Genomic DNA, 16,629 nt, shown 5'->3' with positions numbered 1-16,629 from the left:
GTTCGTACGGGGTCGCAGGCAGCCGGACGGTTCAGACGGCTCCGGTGACCGAGGGGTGGTGGTGCGCCGCGGCGAGGAGCCCGGCGGCACCCCGCACGGCGGCGGTGTGCGGGGAGGGCACCGGCTGCACCGGGCAGCCGAGGCGGTCGGGGAGGTCACGGGTGATGTCGGGGCGCAGCGCGCCGCCGCCCGCCAGCAGGATGCCGCGACGCAGAGCGGTGCGGGTGAGCGCGGTGCGGTCCTGCCGCAGCATCGCCGTCACCATCCCGGTCACCGCCTCGGTGACGAGCTCGGGTGGCGTGCCGTCGCCCAGGTCACCGGTGCCCAGGGCGGTGCGGCGGGCGTCGGTCACGGCGCCGTCGGCGAGCAGCACCACCTCGGTGAGGTGGGCGCCGATGTCCACGACGAGCAACGGCCTGATGTGGTCGGCGCCCGCGGCCAGGGCCACCGCCCGCGCGCCCGGAACGGTCAGCACGGCGCGCGGCCTGAGGACCTCGACGGCCGTGCGGGCCGCGGTACGGAAGGCGAGTCCGTCCAGGACCGGTGCGGTGAGGACCACGAGCGGGCGGCCGATCCGGGGCATCCGGTGTCCGAGGAGCCGGTCCAGCATGCGGGCGGTGCCGGGGGTGTCGACGATGGTGCCGCGCTGGATGGGGTGGACGGCCCCGGTGCCCGGGAAGGTCACGGTGGGCACGTCCAGCACCATCCCCCGCCCGGCGATCCACGCGCGGGTGCGGGCGCTGCCCAGGTCGAGAGCGATACCCGAGCAGCGCCGGCACAGCGGCCAGTGCCGGTGACGGACGGGTGCCGGCCGGGAGTGCCGGATCACGGTCACCGGCCGGCCTCCCTCACCTGCTGGCAGCGCCCGCAGTAGCGGGCCTGGGGGACGATCAGCAGGCGGTGGCGTTCGACCGGGCGGCGGCACAGATGACACGTGCCGTACTCCCCGGAGTCCATCCGGGCGAGCGCCGCCTCGACGTCGGCGAGCACCATGCGGGCGGAGGCGGCCAGTTTGACGCCGACCTCGATCTGGGCGGCGTCCGCCTGCCGGCGCCGGTCGTCGGCGCGGGACGTCGAGGCGAACTGCCGCAGCTGCTCCTGCCGGAACAACCGCTGCTCGTGCAGGTTCTCGCGCAGTGCGGCGAGGTCCTCGGGGGTGAGGGCCGTGTCGCACTCGCCGATGGTCTGGTGGGTCACCACTGCACCCCTTGGGCAGAGCGGGAGAGAGAAGGACGGGGGCGGGCGTCAGGCCGCGCGGCGCTGGCAGGCCACGCAGTACCGGGTGTGCGGGAGGATCTCCAGCCGCTCCGGCGGCACGGCCTTGGAGCAGCCGAGGCACGTGCCGTAGGTGCCGTCGTCGACCCGGGCGAAGGCCTCGTCGATCTCCGTGAGGACCCGCTTGATGGCGTCGATCTGGTTGGACATCAGGTGGTCACCGGGACTCTGCCCGGTGTCGTCGAGCGCCTTGAGCTGTGCCAGCCGGGTCGTGCGAGCGTGTTCGAGCCGCTGACGGACCTCGTCCGCGGCCGGGTGGGCGGTGCGCGGTTCGGTGCGGGGCAGGTCGAGCGACACGGGGGTCCTCCTCGATGACGTACGGGTGATGTCCCCACCCTCGCCCGTCCCCGGCTCCGCGCCCATCGGGCGCGGTACCCATCTGTGCGGGGGCGGAGGACCCAGCCCGTCCGGGATGGGTCGGGCGGGCCACCGGAAATGGGGCGCGGGGCCCATCGACCCGGACCGTGCGCGCCGTGCACGCTGGCCGCTGTCCGCCGGGACCAGGGGGTCGCGGCCGCACGACGGGGCACGGTGACCGACAGTAGAGGCAGACGAGAAAGAGGAAGGCGTGACCTCCGTGTCCCTGTACTGGCGGATCTTCGGGCTCAACGCGGTGGTGCTGGGCAGCGCCACCGCGCTGCTGCTGTGGGCTCCGGTGACCGTGTCCGTTCCCGTGCTGCTCACCGAGGCGGTGATCCTGGTGGGCGGGCTCGGCGTCATGCTCGTCGCCAACGCGGCCCTGCTGCGCATCGGACTCGCCCCACTGGACCGGGTGACCCGGCTGATGACCACCGTGGACCTGCTGCGCCCCGGTCAGCGGCTGCCCGTACGGGGTGGGGGCGAGGTCGCCGGGCTGGTCAGCGCCTTCAACTCCATGCTGGAGCGGCTGGAGGGGGAGCGCGCCGCGAGCAGCGCCCGCGCCATCCTCGCCCAGGAGGGCGAGCGGCGCCGGATCGCCCAGGAGCTGCACGACGAGGTCGGGCAGAGCATGACCGCCGTGCTGCTGGCCCTCAAGCGGGCGTCGGACGAGGCGTCCGAGCCGCTGCGCGGTGAACTCCAGCAGGCGCAGGAGATCACCCGGGAGAGCCTGGACGAGGTCCGCCGGCTGGTGCGCCGGCTGCGTCCGGGGGTGCTGGACGACCTCGGCCTGGTCAGCGCGGTGACATCGTTGGCCACCGAGTTCGCCACGCACAGCGGGCTGCGGGTGCGGCGCCGGTTCGACCCGGATCTGCCGGAGCTGGACCACGAGACGGAGCTGGTGATCTACCGGGTGGCGCAGGAGAGCCTGACCAATGCCGCGCGGCACGCCGAGGCACGGTGCGTGGAGGTGAGCCTGCGCGGCGGCGACGGGTGTGTCGTCCTGGAGGTGAGCGACGACGGGCGCGGCATCGGTGCCGCGCGGGAGGGCGCCGGACTGCGCGGGATGCGGGAACGTGCGCTGCTGATCGGGGCCATGCTGGACATCTCGAGCCCGCGCGGGACCTCAGCGGACCCCGCACACTCCGCCATCTCCGCACCAGGGAGCGGGACGCGTGTCCGGCTCAGCGTGCCCGCCGTCAGGAAGCAGTCATGACCCCTCACGACATCCCCGCCGACCACCGCACCCGGCCCACGATCCGGATCCTGCTCGCCGACGACCACGCGCTGGTGCGGCGCGGCGTCCGGCTCATCCTGGACCGGGAGCCGGACCTGGAGGTGGTCGCCGAGGCGGGTGACGGCGCGGAGGCGATCGCCATGGCCCGCTCCCACGACGTCGATCTGGCCGTCCTGGACATCGCCATGCCGCGGCTGACCGGTCTGCAGGCCGCGCGCGAGCTGACGGCGCTGAAGCCCGGGCTGCGCATTCTGATGCTGACGATGCACGACAACGAGCAGTACCTGTTCCAGGCGCTGAAGGCGGGAGCGGGCGGTTATGTGCTCAAGTCCGTCGCCGACCGTGATCTGGTCGCCGCCTGCCGGGCCGCGATGCGGGACGAGCCGTTCCTGTACCCGGGCGCGGTGACGGCCCTGATCCGCAACTACCTCGACCGGGTGCGGCACGGGGAGGAGGCTCCGGAGCAGCTGCTGACGCCGCGTGAGGAGGAGGTGCTGAAGCTCGTCGCCGAGGGCCACTCCTCGAAGGAGATCGCCGAGCTGCTGTTCATCAGCGTCAAGACGGTGCAGCGGCACCGTGAGAACCTGCTGCACAAGCTGGGGCTGCGGGACCGCCTCGAGCTGACCCGGTACGCCATCCGCGCCGGGCTCGTCGAGCCTTGACCGCCGGCCCGCGGGGACGCTCCACCCGCCTTCCGTTCCGCGGTGCCGCCGCGGCCCTCGCCGCCTTCGCGGCCGTACTGATGGCGCTCGGGGTGACCGGCGGTGCCGGGCTCGTCCCCGGCGCCGTGCCGCCGTCCTCCCCCGCGGCGTCCACCCCTTCGTCGTACTCCTCCGGCACCCGCCCGTACAGCGACGACGCCTACGTCGGTGCCCGCACCGTTCTCACCAGGCCGGAGCGGGACGTCGGTGAGCGGGCGGTGTCCGCCGGGCATCCGCTCTTCACCGCGGCGTACACGCCGCCCGTGCCGCCGCGGCCGGCGCGTCCCGCGCCGGTGGCCGGCCACGTGCCGTCCGCCGCCGCGCACATGCCGTCCGATCTGGGACGGGCCCCGCCCGCCGTCTCCAGCACCTGAGATTCCCCTTTCCTCATCCTCGCGTGCCTGCTGGAGGCATCTGTGAAACGTCCCGCCCGCGTCAGGGCGTTGTTCGCGCTCGTCGTGATCGCCGCATCCGTGTTCATCGCCGTCACCGTTCCGGTCCGTCTGGGCCTGGATCTGCGGGGCGGCACCCAGATCGTGCTGGAGACCCGTTCCACCGAGACCGTCGAGGCCGACGGGGAGGCCACCGACCGCACCCTGGAGGTGCTGCGCGGCCGCGTCGACGCGCTCGGCGTGGCCGAACCGGGCATCGTCCGCTCCGGTGAGAACCGGATCATCGTCGAACTGCCCGGCCTGCAGGACCCGCGGCAGGCGGCCGACGTCCTGGGCCGTACCGCCCAGCTCTCCGTCCACTCCGTGCTCGGCACCGCGACCGGGACCGACAAGCCGAAGGACAAGGGCGAGCGGGTGCTGCCCGACGAGTCCGGGGAGCGGCTCCGCCTGGGCGCCGCCGCGCTCACCGGCCAGGACGTGAAGGACGCCGAGGGCCGCTTCGACCAGCAGAGCGGCGCCGGCTGGCACGTCACCGTGGACTTCGAGGACGGCAAGGGCTGGGCCCGGCTGACCGGTGAGGCCGCGTGCCACCCGGCGGGCGACCCGAAGCGCCGGGTCGCGATCGTGCTGGACGACAAGATCATCTCCTCGCCCCAGGTCGACCCGTCCGTCGCCTGCGGGGCGGGCATCACCGGCGGGTCCACCCAGATCACCGGTTCCTTCACCAGCGACGAGGCCAAGGAGCTGGCGCTGCTGATCAAGGGCGGCGCCCTGCCGGTGCCGGTCGAGACGGTCGAGCAGCGGACCGTGGGCCCGACGCTGGGCGCCGAGGCCATCGAGGCGAGCGCCTGGGCGGCCGTCGTCGGCACCGCCCTGACCGCGCTCTTCGTCATCGTCGTCTACCGGCTCATGGGCGTCCTGGCCACCCTCGCCCTGCTCTGCTACGGCCTGATCTCCTACGCCGGTCTCGCAGCCCTCGGCGCGACGCTGACCCTGCCCGGTCTCGCCGGTTTCGTGCTGGCCATCGGCATGGCGGTGGACGCCAACGTGCTGGTCTTCGAACGGGCCCGGGAGGAGTACGGCAAACGCAACCGGCCCAGCAGCCGCTCGGCGCTGACCGCCGGCTTCAAAGGCGCGTTCAGTGCCATCGCGGACTCCAACGTCACCACGCTGATCGCGGCGGCGCTGCTGTTCCTGCTCGCGTCCGGTCCGGTGAAGGGCTTCGGCGTCACGCTGGGCATCGGTGTCCTCGCGTCCATGATCAGCGCCCTGGTGATCACCCGGGTGCTCGCCGAGTTCGCCGTGGCCCGCCGCTGGGTGTTCCGCAGGCCGGGGCTCACGGGTCTGGCCTCGATCGGCCGGGTCCGCGCGTACCTCACCCGCCGCGACCCGCAGCTGATGCGGCGCCCGCGCCGCTGGCTGGCCGTCTCCGCCCTCGTGCTCGTCGTCACCGGCGCGGGTATCGCGGTGCGCGGGCTGAACTTCGGCGTGGAGTTCACCGGCGGCCGCCTGATCGAGTACTCCACCGCCACCGCCGTCGACCCGGACCGGGCCCGTCAGGCGCTGGCCGACGCCGGCTTCCCGCAGGCGGTCGTGCAGTCGTCCGGCGACGACAAGCTGACGGTGCGCACCGAGGAGCTGACCAACGCGGAGGCGGTCGAGGTGGCCGATGCCGTCGCCGAGGTCGGCGGCGGGGCGGAGAAGGTCCGTGACGAGCTGATCGGCCCGAGCCTCGGCGACGAGCTGCGGCGCAACGCGCTGATCGCGCTCGGTCTGGCGCTCGGCGCGCAGCTGCTGTACCTGGCCGTACGGTTCCGCTGGATGTTCGGCGCGGGGGCGGTGGCCGCCCTGGCGCACGACGTGGTGATCCTGACCGGCGTCTTCGCCTGGCTGGGCAAGCCGATCGACGGCGTGTTCCTGGCGGCGCTGCTGACCGTGATCGGTTACTCGGTGAACGACTCGGTGGTGGTGTTCGACCGGATCCGCGAGCTGTGGCGGAAGGACGGCAAGGCGCCACTGGCCCAGGTCACCAACCGGGCGATCCTGCAGACGGTGCCCCGGACGGTCAACACCGGTATCGGTGTGCTCTTCATCCTGGCCGCGCTGGCCGTGCTGGGCGGTGACTCGCTCACCGACTTCGCGCTCGCCCTGCTGATCGGCATGCTCGTGGGCACGTACTCGTCGGTGCTGACCGCCTCGCCCCTCGCCATCGAGCTCGACGCGTACGCCGGCGGGAGCAGGGGCGGGAAGGACCGCGGGGGCCGCGGTCGCGACGGCGGCGGTCCCGCGCGCGCGAGGTCGGGCGCCGGTCAGGCCCCGGACCGGGCCGCGGCCACCAGCCGAGGACAGTGACGCAGGGCGGCTCCCGCCCGGGAGCGGCCCTGCGCCGCAGTGCGCCGCCGCCGACCACGGAACCGGGGTCGGCGGCGGCGCGCCGTGCGGGGGCGGTGCGACGTGGTCAGGCCGCCGCCGGTGCGCCGTCGTCCTGGTCTCCCCGCGCGGGAGCGAACTGGGTGCGGTACAGCTCGGCGTAGCGGCCGCCCGCGGCGAGAAGCTGCTCGTGCGTGCCGCGTTCCACGATCCGGCCGGCCTCGACGACCAGGATGAGGTCGGCCGCGCGGACGGTGGACAGGCGGTGGGCGATCACCACGGCGGTCCTGCCCTCCAGTGCCTCGGTGAGGGCCTCCTGGACGGCGGCCTCGGAGGTGTTGTCCAGGTGGGCGGTGGCCTCGTCGAGGATGACGACCCGCTGACGGGCCAGCAGCAGCCGGGCGATCGTCATCCGCTGGCGTTCGCCGCCGGAGAGCCGGTAGCCGCGTTCGCCGACCACCGTGTCCAGACCGTCGGGCAGGGCACGTACGAGGGTGTCGAGGCGGGCCCTGCGCAGGGCGTGCCACAGGTCGGCCTCGCTCGCGTCCGGCCTGGCCAGCAGCAGGTTCGCGCGGACCGTGTCGTGGAAGAGGTGACCGTCCTGGGTGACCATGCCGAGGGTGGCGCGCAGCGACCGGGCCGTCAGGTCGCGGACGTCCACGCCGCCCACGCGGACGGCGCCCGCGTCGACGTCGTACAGCCGCGGCAGAAGCCCCGCGATGGTCGACTTGCCGGCGCCGGACGAGCCGACGAGGGCGACGGTCTGCCCGGGTTCGGCACGGAAGGAGATGCCGTGCAGCACTTCCTCGCCGCCGCGCGTGTCGAGGGCGGCGACCTCCTCCAGGGAGGCCAGGGAGACCTTGTCAGCGGACGGGTAGCCGAAGCGCACGTCGTCGAACTCGACGGACACCGGCCCCTCGGGCAGCTCACGCGCGTCCGGCTTCTCCCGGATCAGCGGCTCGAGGTCCAGGACCTCGAAGACGCGCTCGAAGCTGACCAGCGCGCTCATCACCTCGACACGCGCCCCGGCCAGCGAGGTGAGCGGCGCGTACAGGCGGGTGAGCAGCAGCGCGAGCGCCACCACCGCGCCCGGTTCCAGGGCGCCGGTGAGGGCGAGCCGGCCACCGAGGCCGTAGACCAGGGCGAGGGCGAGGGAGGAGACGAGGGTCAGCGCGGTGATGAAGACCGTCTGCGCCGTGGCCGTGCGGACGCCGATGTCCCGCACCCGGCGGGCGCGCGCCGCGAACTCCTCCGACTCCTCCTCCGGGCGTCCGAACAGCTTCACCAGGGTGGCGCCGGGCGCGGAGAACCGCTCGGTCATGCGGGTGCCCATGGCCGCGTTCAGGGCGGCGGCCTCACGCTGCATGCCGGCCATGCGGCGGCCCATGCGCCGGGCCGGGATCACGAACACCGGCAGCAGGACCAGCGCCAGCAGGGTGATCTGCCAGGACAGGGTGAGCATCACGGCGAGGGTGAGCACCAGGGCGACCACGTTGCCGACCACGGTCGACAGCGTGTTGCTGAAGGCGCGTTGGGCGCCGATGACGTCGTTGTTGAGACGGGAGACGAGCGCTCCCGTACGGGTGCGGGTGAAGAACGCGACGGGCATGCGCTGGACGTGGTCGAACACCGCTGTCCGCAGGTCGAGGATGAGTTCCTCGCCGAGCGCCGCCGACAGCCGCCGGCCCAGAATGCCGAGGGCGGCCTCCACGATCGCGATCAGCGCGATGAGCAGGGCCAGGCGGACGACCGTGGTCTCGTCGCCGCCGGACACGATCGTGTCCACGACGCGCCCGGCCAGTACGGGCGTGGCGACGGCGAGCGCCGCGGTGGCGGTGCCGAGCAGCACGAACAGGACGAGCCGGCGGCGGTGCGGGCGGGCGAAGGCGCCGATCCGGCGCAGGGTCGCCCTCGTGACGGGGCGGTGCTCGTCCTCGGCGGACATGACGCTGCGCAGCTGTGTCCACGCTGTGGTCTCCATGCTCATGCCGACGACGGTAGAACCTCGACCATGATTCAGGTCAAGGACCGGGCGGTCCCGCTCGGGTTCGACCCGTGACACCCGGCGGGGTACGAACTGCCCTTCGGCATACGGCAGGATGAGCCCTCGTGCCGGCCTCGGGCCACGGCGGCGCGGCATCTCGTAGACCCATAGAGATCGAGCAGGTGACACACGTGACACGACTTCACACACGGCCGTGGGCCGGGGACTTCGCCGGGGGTGAGCGGTGACCCGCTCGCTCACCATGGACGATCTGGTGTTCGCCGGCATCGCCCTCGCCGCCGGCATCCTGGCGGCGTTCCTGCTCCGGATGCTGCTGCGCTGGCTGGGGCGGCACGCCGAACGCACCACCTGGCGCGGGGACGACGTCCTGGTGGACGCGCTGCGCATGATCGCGCCGTGGGCCGCCGTCGCGGCCGGGGCGGCCTCGGCTGCGGCGGCGCTGCCGCTGACGCGGACCGTGCAGCACAACGTCAACCAGACGCTGACCATCATGGTCATCTTCGCCGCGACCGTGTCGGCGGCCCGGGTGGTGGCGGGCCTGGTGCGCTCGGTCACCCAGTCCCGCTCCGGCGTCGCCGGCTCGGCGACCATCTTCATGAACATCACCCGGATCCTGGTCCTGGCGATCGGCTTCCTGGTGGGGCTGCAGACGCTGGGCATCTCGATCGCGCCGCTCCTCACCGCCCTCGGCGTCGGCGGTCTCGCGGTGGCCCTGGCGCTCCAGGACACGCTCGCCAACCTGTTCGCCGGCATCCACATCCTGGCCTCCAAGACCGTGCAGCCCGGCGACTACATCCGGCTGAGCAGCGGGGAGGAGGGCTATGTCGAGGACATCAACTGGCGGCAGACGACCGTCCGTGAGCTGTCGAACAACCTGGTGGTCATCCCGAACGGGCAGCTCGCCAGGACGAACATGACCAACTTCATGCGTCCCGAGCAGCAGCTGACCATCCTGGTGCAGGTCGGCGTGTCGTACGACAGTGACCTGGAGCAGGTGGAAGCGGTGACGAAGGAGGTCGTCACCGAGGTGATGACCGAGATCACCGGCGCCGTGCCGGAGCACGAGCCGGCGGTGCGCTTCCACACCTTCGGCGACTCCCGCATCGGGTTCACCGTGATCCTGGGCGTGGGCGAGTTCAGCGACCAGTACCGCATCAAGCACGAGTTCATCAAGCGCCTGCACCGCCGCTACCGCGAGGAGGGCATCCGCATCCCCTCCCCCGCGCGTACGGTGGCGCTCCAGCAGGGCGCGGCGCTGATCCCCCAGCAGCGGGGCGCGGAGTCCGCGCCGGACGACATGACGACGACCCGGCCGATCTGAGGGCCGGGCGCGCGGCCCTGAGCGGTCCGCCTCGACGGCGCGCTCGACGCCCGTCCTGGCGGTCCGCCTCGACGACGGGCTCATCACCGGCCTGTTTCCCGTGAGCATCCCGGGGAGCTCTCGCACGCCCGGCGGGCGGCCGGGTCCGCGGGCGGCGCGGGTCAGCCTCCGGGCGTCCCCGGTGTCGTCTGCTCCGCCCAGATGACCTTGCCCTCCTTGGTGTAGCGGGTGCCCCAGCGCTCGGCGAACTGGGCCACGAGGAAGAGGCCCCGTCCGCCCTCGTCCGTGCTCGCCGCATAGCGCAGATGCGGCGAGGTGCTGCTGTGGTCGGAGACCTCGAAGGTGAGTCCGCGGTCGCGGATCAACCGCGCCTTGATCGGCCCTGTGGCGTGGCGCACGGCGTTGGTGATGAGTTCGCTGCAGATCAGCTCCGTGGAGAAGACGAGATCCTCCAGCTCCCACTCCATGAGCCGGGCGGAGACGGCAGCGCGTACACGGCTGACGGCGGCGGGGTCGCGCTCCACGTCCCACTCGGCGACGTGCCCCGGCCCCAGCACCCGCGTACGGGCGACGAGCAGTGCGATGTCGTCGCTCCGGGGTTCGGGGAGCAGGGCGTCGAGCACGGCGTCGCAGGTCCCCTCGGGCGACGGGTCCGCGCGCGCCAGGGTTTCGCGGAGCAGCCGGAGACCGATGTCGATGTCCAGGGCGCGGCGCTCGACGAGGCCGTCCGTGAACAGGACGAGCCGGCTGCCCTCGGCCAGACTCAGCTCGGTGGCCTCGAAGGGCAGCCCGCCGATGCCCAGGGGAAGGCAGGGCGGCACGTCCAGGAACTCGACCCTCCCGTCGGGGTGGACGAGCGCGGGCGGCGGGTGACCGGCGCTGGCGATGACGCAGGTGCCGGACACGGAGTCGTAGACCGCGTACAGGCAGGTGGCGCCGGTGACGGTGGTCCTGTCGCCGGCCGTGATCGCGTCCTGGTCGATCAGGGTGACCAGCTCGTCGAGATGGCTGAGGAGTTCGTCCGGCGGCAGGTCCAGTGGCGTGGAGAAGTTGTGCACGGCGGTACGCAGCTGCCCCATGGTGGCCGCGGCATGCAGTCCGTGCCCGACGATGTCGCCCATGACCAGCGCCACCCTGGCGCCCGGCAGCGGGATGACGTCGAACCAGTCGCCGCCGACTGCCTGGGCGGGGAGGTAACGGGAAGCGACCTCGACGGCGTTCTGTTCGGGCAGCCCGCGGGGCAGCAGTCTCCGCTGCAGCGCCACGGCCAAGCCGTGCTCGCGGGTGTAGCGGCGCGCGTTGTCGACGGAGACGGAGGCTCGGGTGGCCAGTTCGGCCGCGAGGGAGAGATCGTCCTGATCGAAGGGCTCGGGCTTCTCGGAACGCCAGAAGTGGACCATGCCCAGCAGCACGCCGCGGGCGGACAGGGGAGCCGTGATGAGCGAATGGATCCCGTAGTCGATGACACGGGAGCCGCGCGCGGGGTCCAGGTCCACTTCCCGCCACTGCGTGGACTCACGCAGACGAGGCACCAGGACCGCCACGCCGTTCTCGACGGCGCGGGCCTGTGGGGAGGACGGCGAGAACGTCAGCCGGTCGCCGACGGCGAACAGGGGAGCGTCGTCGCGGATGCCGCTGACGGCCGCGCGCTGCATCCGCTTGATGCCGGTGCTGGTGCCGTCCGCCCCCAGTTCCTCCTCGCGCAGCACGGACTCGGCCAGGTCGACGGCGACGTAGTCGGCGAAGCGCGGAACCGCGACCTGCGCCAGCTCTTCGGCGGTACGGGTCACGTCCAGCGTGGTGCCGATGCCGCCGGTCGCGTCGTAGAGCAACTTCAGCCGCCACCGGACCAGCTCGACCCTCTGTGACGCCTCGCCGATCATCCGCATCACTTCTTCGGTGCCGACCTCCTCCTCTCCGGCGACCGCGGCGACCGCGAGCCGCGCGGACGCGGCGCCCACCGAACCGGCGAGCTGGGCCTCCGCGTGGTGGACCAGCTCCGGTGGCGCTTCGGCTGCCGGTGAGTCAGGTCTCCTTCCGGGGGAGGAGCGCAGCACGCGCTGGGCGCCCTCCGGCCCCAGGAAGCGCTCCAGCAGGGTCTGCAGCTCGCCGACCGTGGCACGGACCTGCCGGCGACGCTCCCTGAGGGGTTCTTCGAGGACCCCGACGAACTGCACCGCCTGTGCCCGCTCCGCAGCGCCCGGTGGGTCCGCGAGCGAGACGACGACGTACCCGCCGACGTTCACCAGCGCACTCCAGAACATCGCATGACTGATCGGGTCCATCGCCGGCATGCCGAACAACTGCTCCGGCCGAAGCAGCCCGATGCCGAGCGGGCCCTCCCGCAGGAACGCGGCAGACAGCAGCCCGGCATCGGCGAAGGTCGGCAGCACCAGGGTGTACGCCCACACGGCGAACCCCGCCACCAGGCCGACCAGCACGCCCCGGCGGGTTCCGCCCGTCCAGAACAGGCCGCCCAGGATGGCGGGCGCGAACTGTGCCACAGCCGCGAACGACACCAGGCCGATCGACACCAGTGCAGTCTCCCCGCCCGCGACCCGGAGGTACCCGTACCCGAGCAGCAGGATCAGCACGATGGCGGCCCGGCGAATGCCCAGCACCAGCCCGGCGAGGTTGTCCCGGTGCGCCAGCCTGGACTTGCTGCGCAGCAGCAGCGGCATCACGAGTGAGTTCGACACCATGGTGCTGAGCGCGATCGTCTCGACGATGATCATGCTGGTGGCCGCGCTGAGGCCACCGATGAAGACGAACAGCGCGAGTGCCTCCTGGCCTCCGGCCATCGGCAGGGTCAGCACAAAGGTGTCGGCGTCGGCCCCCGTCCCGAACCGCAGAAGTCCGCCGGCCGCGATCGGAAGAACGAAGGCACTGATCACGAGCAGGTACAGCGGGAACAGCCACAGCACCCGTTTGAGGTGCCTCTCGTCGACGTTCTCGACCACGCTGATCTGCCACTGGCGGGGCAGCAGCACGATCGCCAGCATGGACAGCACCATGAGCCAGACCCAGGAGCCGTAGCCGGTCTGCCCGCGCAGGGTGAACAGCGTGGTGTGGCCGGCGTCCGCGGCCCGGGAGAACAGGTCGTCGAACCCCCCGAACATCGAGAAGACCACGAAGATCCCGACGGAGAGGAACGCGACGAGCTTGACCACGGACTCGAACGCGATGGCGGCGACCATGCCCTCGTGGCGTTCGGTGGCGTCCAGATGACGGGTACCGAAGAGGATGGTGAACGCGGCCAGCACCAGCGCCGCGTACAGCCCGGTGTCCTGCAGCACCGGGATATGGCTCAGTTCCGTGGCGGAGGTGATCTCGGGGTGGCGCCGAAGGGTCGCGAAGGTGATGGAGACCGCCTTGAGCTGCAGTGAGATGTAGGGAATGACCCCCACCACAGCGATGATCGTCACCAGAGCGCCCAGTGCGGTGCTCTTGCCGTAGCGGGCGGAGACGAAGTCGGCCAGCGAGGTGACCCGGTGCCGGCGGCTGATCCGGATGATTCTGCGCAGCACCAGCCAGCCCAGCGCGAGCATGATCGTAGGCCCCAGGTAGATCGGCAGGAAGCCGACTCCGGCCCTGGCGGCCCATCCCACGCTTCCGTAGTACGTCCACGAGGTGGCGTACACGCCGAAGGACAGCGCGTAGACCGTGGCGTTGTTGATGATGCTCCGGCCGGAATCCGCCCGCCGGTCACCGTAGTGGGCCACGGCGAAGAGCAGGCCGAGGTACGCGGCCGAGACGGCGACGATGAACCAGGTCTGGAGCACTGCCTACCTCGATCTGCCGCCGATCACGGCGACCAGACCGATCATGATCGCCCACACGAGAAACAGGTAGGCCGCGAGAACGGGGACGCCGAACACCTGGCCCACTCGATCGAACCGCGCCAAGAACGGCGGAATGGTCAGCACGAGCCCCAGCACCGCCACCGCCGCCAGGCGCAGACCGAGCTGCTCGTCGTCCCGCGACTCCGCCATGAGCCGCCTCCGCATCCTCGATGTCGCACACCGTGACGTACGCCTGCAGGTGGTCATGTCACACCGCGGCCCGGTCGGCGCCGCGGTGACGCGCACTCCGCTCAGTTCAACACGGCACCGGGACGCCCGCTACCTCGCTGAACCGGCACTCCCACCACCCGCTGCGCATCGGGCCGCGGCTCCCCGTGCCGGTTCGACACGGGACGTACGGCACCCGCGCGGTCCCCCCGGCACGCGTCGGTCGGCCGACCAGCAAGGCGCCGCTGCCGTTCCGGGACCCGGACCACGAGGGCCGGCCGCCGCCCCGGGTCAACCCGGCCAGGTGGCGTGGCTGACGGCCCGACGGCCCGTGCCCGAGGGCAAGCGGCCTCCGCCCCCTGTCGAGCCGCGGGCCGTCACAAGATATCTTGATGTCGAGCAATGTTGCAGACGTGGAGCGGAGCACCCGGTGACTGACTCGACCATCATCTATACGCACACTGACGAGGCCCCGGCCCTGGCGACGTATTCCTTCCTGCCGGTGGTCCAGGCGTACGCCTCGCAGGCGGGTGTCCCCGTGGAGACGCGGGACATCTCGCTGGCCGGGCGCATCATCGCCGTGTTCCCGGAGTACCTGACCGAGGACCAGCGCATCCCGGACGCCCTCGCGGAACTCGGTGAGCTCGCGAAGACGCCCGCGGCCAACATCATCAAGCTGCCGAACATCTCGGCGTCGATCCCGCAGCTCAAGGCCGCGATCGCCGAGCTCCAGGGCCAGGGCTACGCGCTGCCGGACTACCCGGACGACCCGAAGAGCGACGAGGAGCGCGAGATCCGCGCCCGCTACGACAAGATCAAGGGTTCCGCCGTGAACCCGGTCCTGCGCGAGGGCAACTCCGACCGCCGCGCCCCCGCCTCGGTGAAGAACTACGCCAAGGCCCACCCGCACCGCATGGGCGCCTGGACCGCCGAGTCGAAGACCAACGTCGCCACCATGGGCACGGACGACTTCCGCTCCACCGAGAAGTCGGTCGTCATCGCCGAGGACGGCGCGCTGCGCATCGAGCTCAAGGGCGACGACGGCTCCACGACCGTGCTGCGCGAGTCCGTACCCGTCCTGAAGGGCGAGGTCGTCGACGCCTCCGTGATGCGCGTCGCCGCGCTGCGCGAGTTCCTGACCGCGCAGGTCGCCCGTGCCAAGCAGGAGGGCGTGCTGTTCTCGGTGCACCTCAAGGCCACGATGATGAAGGTCTCCGACCCGATCGTCTTCGGTCACGTGGTGCGCGCGTTCTTCCCGAAGACGTTCGCGACGTACGGCGACAAGCTCGCCGCGGCCGGCCTCACCCCGAACGACGGTCTGGGCGGCATCCACAAGGGCCTGGAGTCGCTGCCCGAGGGCGCCGAGATCAAGGCGTCCTTCGACGCCGAGCTCGCCGAGGGCCCGGAGCTGGCCATGGTCGACTCCGACAAGGGCATCACCAACCTGCACGTCCCCTCGGACGTCATCGTCGACGCCTCCATGCCCGCCATGATCCGCACCTCGGGCCACATGTGGGGCCCGGACGGCCAGGAGGCCGACACCCTCGCGGTGCTCCCGGACTCCAGCTACGCCGGTGTCTACCAGGCCGTGATCGAGGACTGCCGTGCCCACGGCGCCTACGACCCGTCCACCATGGGGTCGGTGCCGAACGTCGGTCTGATGGCGCAGAAGGCCGAGGAGTACGGCAGCCACGACAAGACCTTCGAGATCCCCGTCACGGGCACGGTCCGGCTGGTCGACGCGGACGGCAACGCCGTCATCGAGCAGGCCGTCTCCGCCGGTGACATCTTCCGCGCCTGCCAGACCAAGGACGCCCCGATCCGCGACTGGGTGAAGCTGGCCGTCACCCGTGCCCGCGCCACCGGCGACCCGGCGGTGTTCTGGCTGGACGCCACCCGCGCGCACGACGCCAACCTGATCGCCAAGGTCGAGCAGTACCTTCAGGAGCACGACACCGAGGGCCTGGACATCCGCGTCCTGTCCCCCGTCGAGGCGACCAAGCTGTCGGTGGAGCGCATCCGCCGCGGCGAGAACACCATCTCGGTGACCGGCAACGTGCTGCGTGACTACCTCACCGACCTGTTCCCGATCCTGGAGCTGGGCACCAGCGCCAAGATGCTGTCGGTCGTCCCGCTGATGGCGGGCGGCGGCCTGTTCGAGACGGGCGCGGGCGGCTCGGCGCCGAAGCACGTGCAGCAGCTGGTCAAGGAGAACTACCTGCGCTGGGACTCGCTCGGTGAGTTCTTCGCGCTGGTGCCGTCGCTGGAGCAGTACGCCGAGACCACCGGCAACGCCCGTGCCAAGGTCCTCGCCGACACCCTCGACCGCGCCACGGCGACGTTCCTCAACGAGGACAAGTCCCCGACCCGTCGCGTCGGCGGTATCGACAACCGCGGCAGCCACTTCTACCTGTCCCTGTACTGGGCACAGGAGCTGGCCGCGCAGACCGAGGACGCGGACCTGGCGAAGGCCTTCGCCCCGTTCGCCGAGACGCTCGCCGCCAACGAGGCGAAGATCGTCGAGGAGCTGATCGCGGCGCAGGGCCGGCCGGCCGAGATCGGCGGCTACTACCAGCCCGACCCGGCCAAGGCGGCCGAGGTCATGCGCCCGTCCACGACGTGGAACGAGGCACTGGCGTCCCTGAGCTGACCCGAGCGGCCCCGCTCCGCCCCGGCCGGAACCCTCCGGCCGGGGCGGAGCCCTTTCCCGGTCCGCGCGAGGGCCTGACGGCGGCCCCGCACACGCGTACGGGCCGCGCTCGGTGTCCCGGCCACCGCACCCCCACCTGCCGGGACCGACCACAGTCCGCAGCCCGGCGCGTCGCCCCCGGACACGTCCCGCGCGCGGCCCGACGACCCGCCGCGCCGCGTGCAGTCTCCGGGGCCCGCGTGGCGGCCCCGCCGGGGCCGACGACCACTTCAGCGGCGTCGCGTCCCGCTCGGGCACGTCCCGCCGGAGTC

Annotated in this window: 12 protein-coding genes; 6 read left to right on the top strand and 6 right to left on the bottom strand. The window is 72.2% G+C overall.

What is annotated here, in order from left to right; translation table 11 throughout:
• Positions 1–31 precede the first annotated feature (31 nt).
• From BU52_RS03080 to BU52_RS03070, 3 genes are read right to left on the bottom strand one after another with little or no spacing between them, the layout of a single operon-like run.
• A complete protein-coding gene (locus BU52_RS03080) occupies positions 32–835 on the bottom strand; it encodes a rod shape-determining protein (RefSeq protein ID WP_037927331.1) in 804 nt (267 codons plus the stop codon).
• The gene (locus tag BU52_RS03075; RefSeq protein ID WP_037927328.1) at positions 832–1,200 is read right to left on the bottom strand and encodes a TraR/DksA family transcriptional regulator; all 369 of its coding nucleotides are present in this window, start codon (positions 1,198–1,200) and stop codon (positions 832–834) included. Before BU52_RS03075 ends, BU52_RS03080 begins: the two co-directional genes overlap by 4 nt.
• Positions 1,201–1,245: 45 nt before the next feature.
• Positions 1,246–1,572: a TraR/DksA family transcriptional regulator gene (locus BU52_RS03070; RefSeq protein WP_037927325.1), complete on the bottom strand. Its 327-nt coding sequence runs from the start codon at positions 1,570–1,572 to the stop codon at positions 1,246–1,248.
• A gap of 271 nt (positions 1,573–1,843) precedes the next feature.
• On the opposite strand from BU52_RS03070, the gene BU52_RS03065 reads away from it, so the two are divergent.
• The 4 genes from BU52_RS03065 to secD are packed head-to-tail and all read left to right on the top strand — an operon-like array spanning position 1,844 to position 6,314.
• Entirely contained in the window at positions 1,844–2,848 is a 1,005-nt protein-coding gene (locus tag BU52_RS03065) for a HAMP domain-containing sensor histidine kinase (RefSeq protein ID WP_037927322.1), read from the top strand.
• Positions 2,845–3,531: a response regulator gene (locus BU52_RS03060; RefSeq protein ID WP_037927319.1), complete on the top strand. Its 687-nt coding sequence runs from the start codon at positions 2,845–2,847 to the stop codon at positions 3,529–3,531. The genes BU52_RS03065 and BU52_RS03060 overlap by 4 nt, the downstream gene beginning before the upstream one ends.
• Positions 3,528–3,944, top strand: coding sequence for a hypothetical protein (locus tag BU52_RS03055; protein WP_051857841.1), 417 nt, complete (start codon positions 3,528–3,530; stop codon positions 3,942–3,944). Before BU52_RS03060 ends, BU52_RS03055 begins: the two co-directional genes overlap by 4 nt.
• Positions 3,945–3,986: 42 nt before the next feature.
• On the top strand, positions 3,987–6,314 hold the full coding sequence (secD, locus tag BU52_RS03050) for a protein translocase subunit SecD (RefSeq protein ID WP_051857839.1): 2,328 nt from the start codon (positions 3,987–3,989) through the stop codon (positions 6,312–6,314).
• A gap of 106 nt (positions 6,315–6,420) precedes the next feature.
• Here secD and BU52_RS03045 read toward each other — a convergent pair whose 3' ends face one another.
• A complete protein-coding gene (locus BU52_RS03045; protein ID WP_037927313.1) occupies positions 6,421–8,313 on the bottom strand; it encodes an ABC transporter ATP-binding protein in 1,893 nt (630 codons plus the stop codon).
• A gap of 247 nt (positions 8,314–8,560) precedes the next feature.
• On the opposite strand from BU52_RS03045, the gene BU52_RS03040 reads away from it, so the two are divergent.
• A complete protein-coding gene (locus tag BU52_RS03040) occupies positions 8,561–9,658 on the top strand; it encodes a mechanosensitive ion channel family protein (protein ID WP_037927311.1) in 1,098 nt (365 codons plus the stop codon).
• A 161-nt stretch (positions 9,659–9,819) separates the two neighbouring features.
• Here BU52_RS03040 and BU52_RS37080 read toward each other — a convergent pair whose 3' ends face one another.
• Both BU52_RS37080 and BU52_RS03025 read right to left on the bottom strand, forming a co-directional pair.
• Positions 9,820–13,440 carry a SpoIIE family protein phosphatase gene (locus BU52_RS37080; RefSeq protein WP_051857837.1) on the bottom strand — a complete coding sequence of 1,207 codons (3,621 nt, stop codon included), beginning with the start codon at positions 13,438–13,440 and terminating at the stop codon, positions 9,820–9,822.
• 3 nt (positions 13,441–13,443) lie between these two features.
• On the bottom strand, positions 13,444–13,650 hold the full coding sequence (locus BU52_RS03025) for a hypothetical protein (protein ID WP_037927308.1): 207 nt from the start codon (positions 13,648–13,650) through the stop codon (positions 13,444–13,446).
• A gap of 448 nt (positions 13,651–14,098) precedes the next feature.
• Here BU52_RS03025 and BU52_RS03020 point away from each other — a divergent pair, with 448 nt between their 5' ends.
• Positions 14,099–16,318, top strand: coding sequence for an NADP-dependent isocitrate dehydrogenase (locus tag BU52_RS03020; protein WP_037927305.1), 2,220 nt, complete (start codon positions 14,099–14,101; stop codon positions 16,316–16,318).
• Positions 16,319–16,629: the final 311 nt, after the last annotated feature.

Source organism: Streptomyces toyocaensis (assembly GCF_000725125.1).
In the GTDB taxonomy this organism is placed as follows: domain Bacteria; phylum Actinomycetota; class Actinomycetes; order Streptomycetales; family Streptomycetaceae; genus Streptomyces; species Streptomyces toyocaensis.
This window is presented reverse-complemented; position numbering and strand designations above follow the sequence as displayed.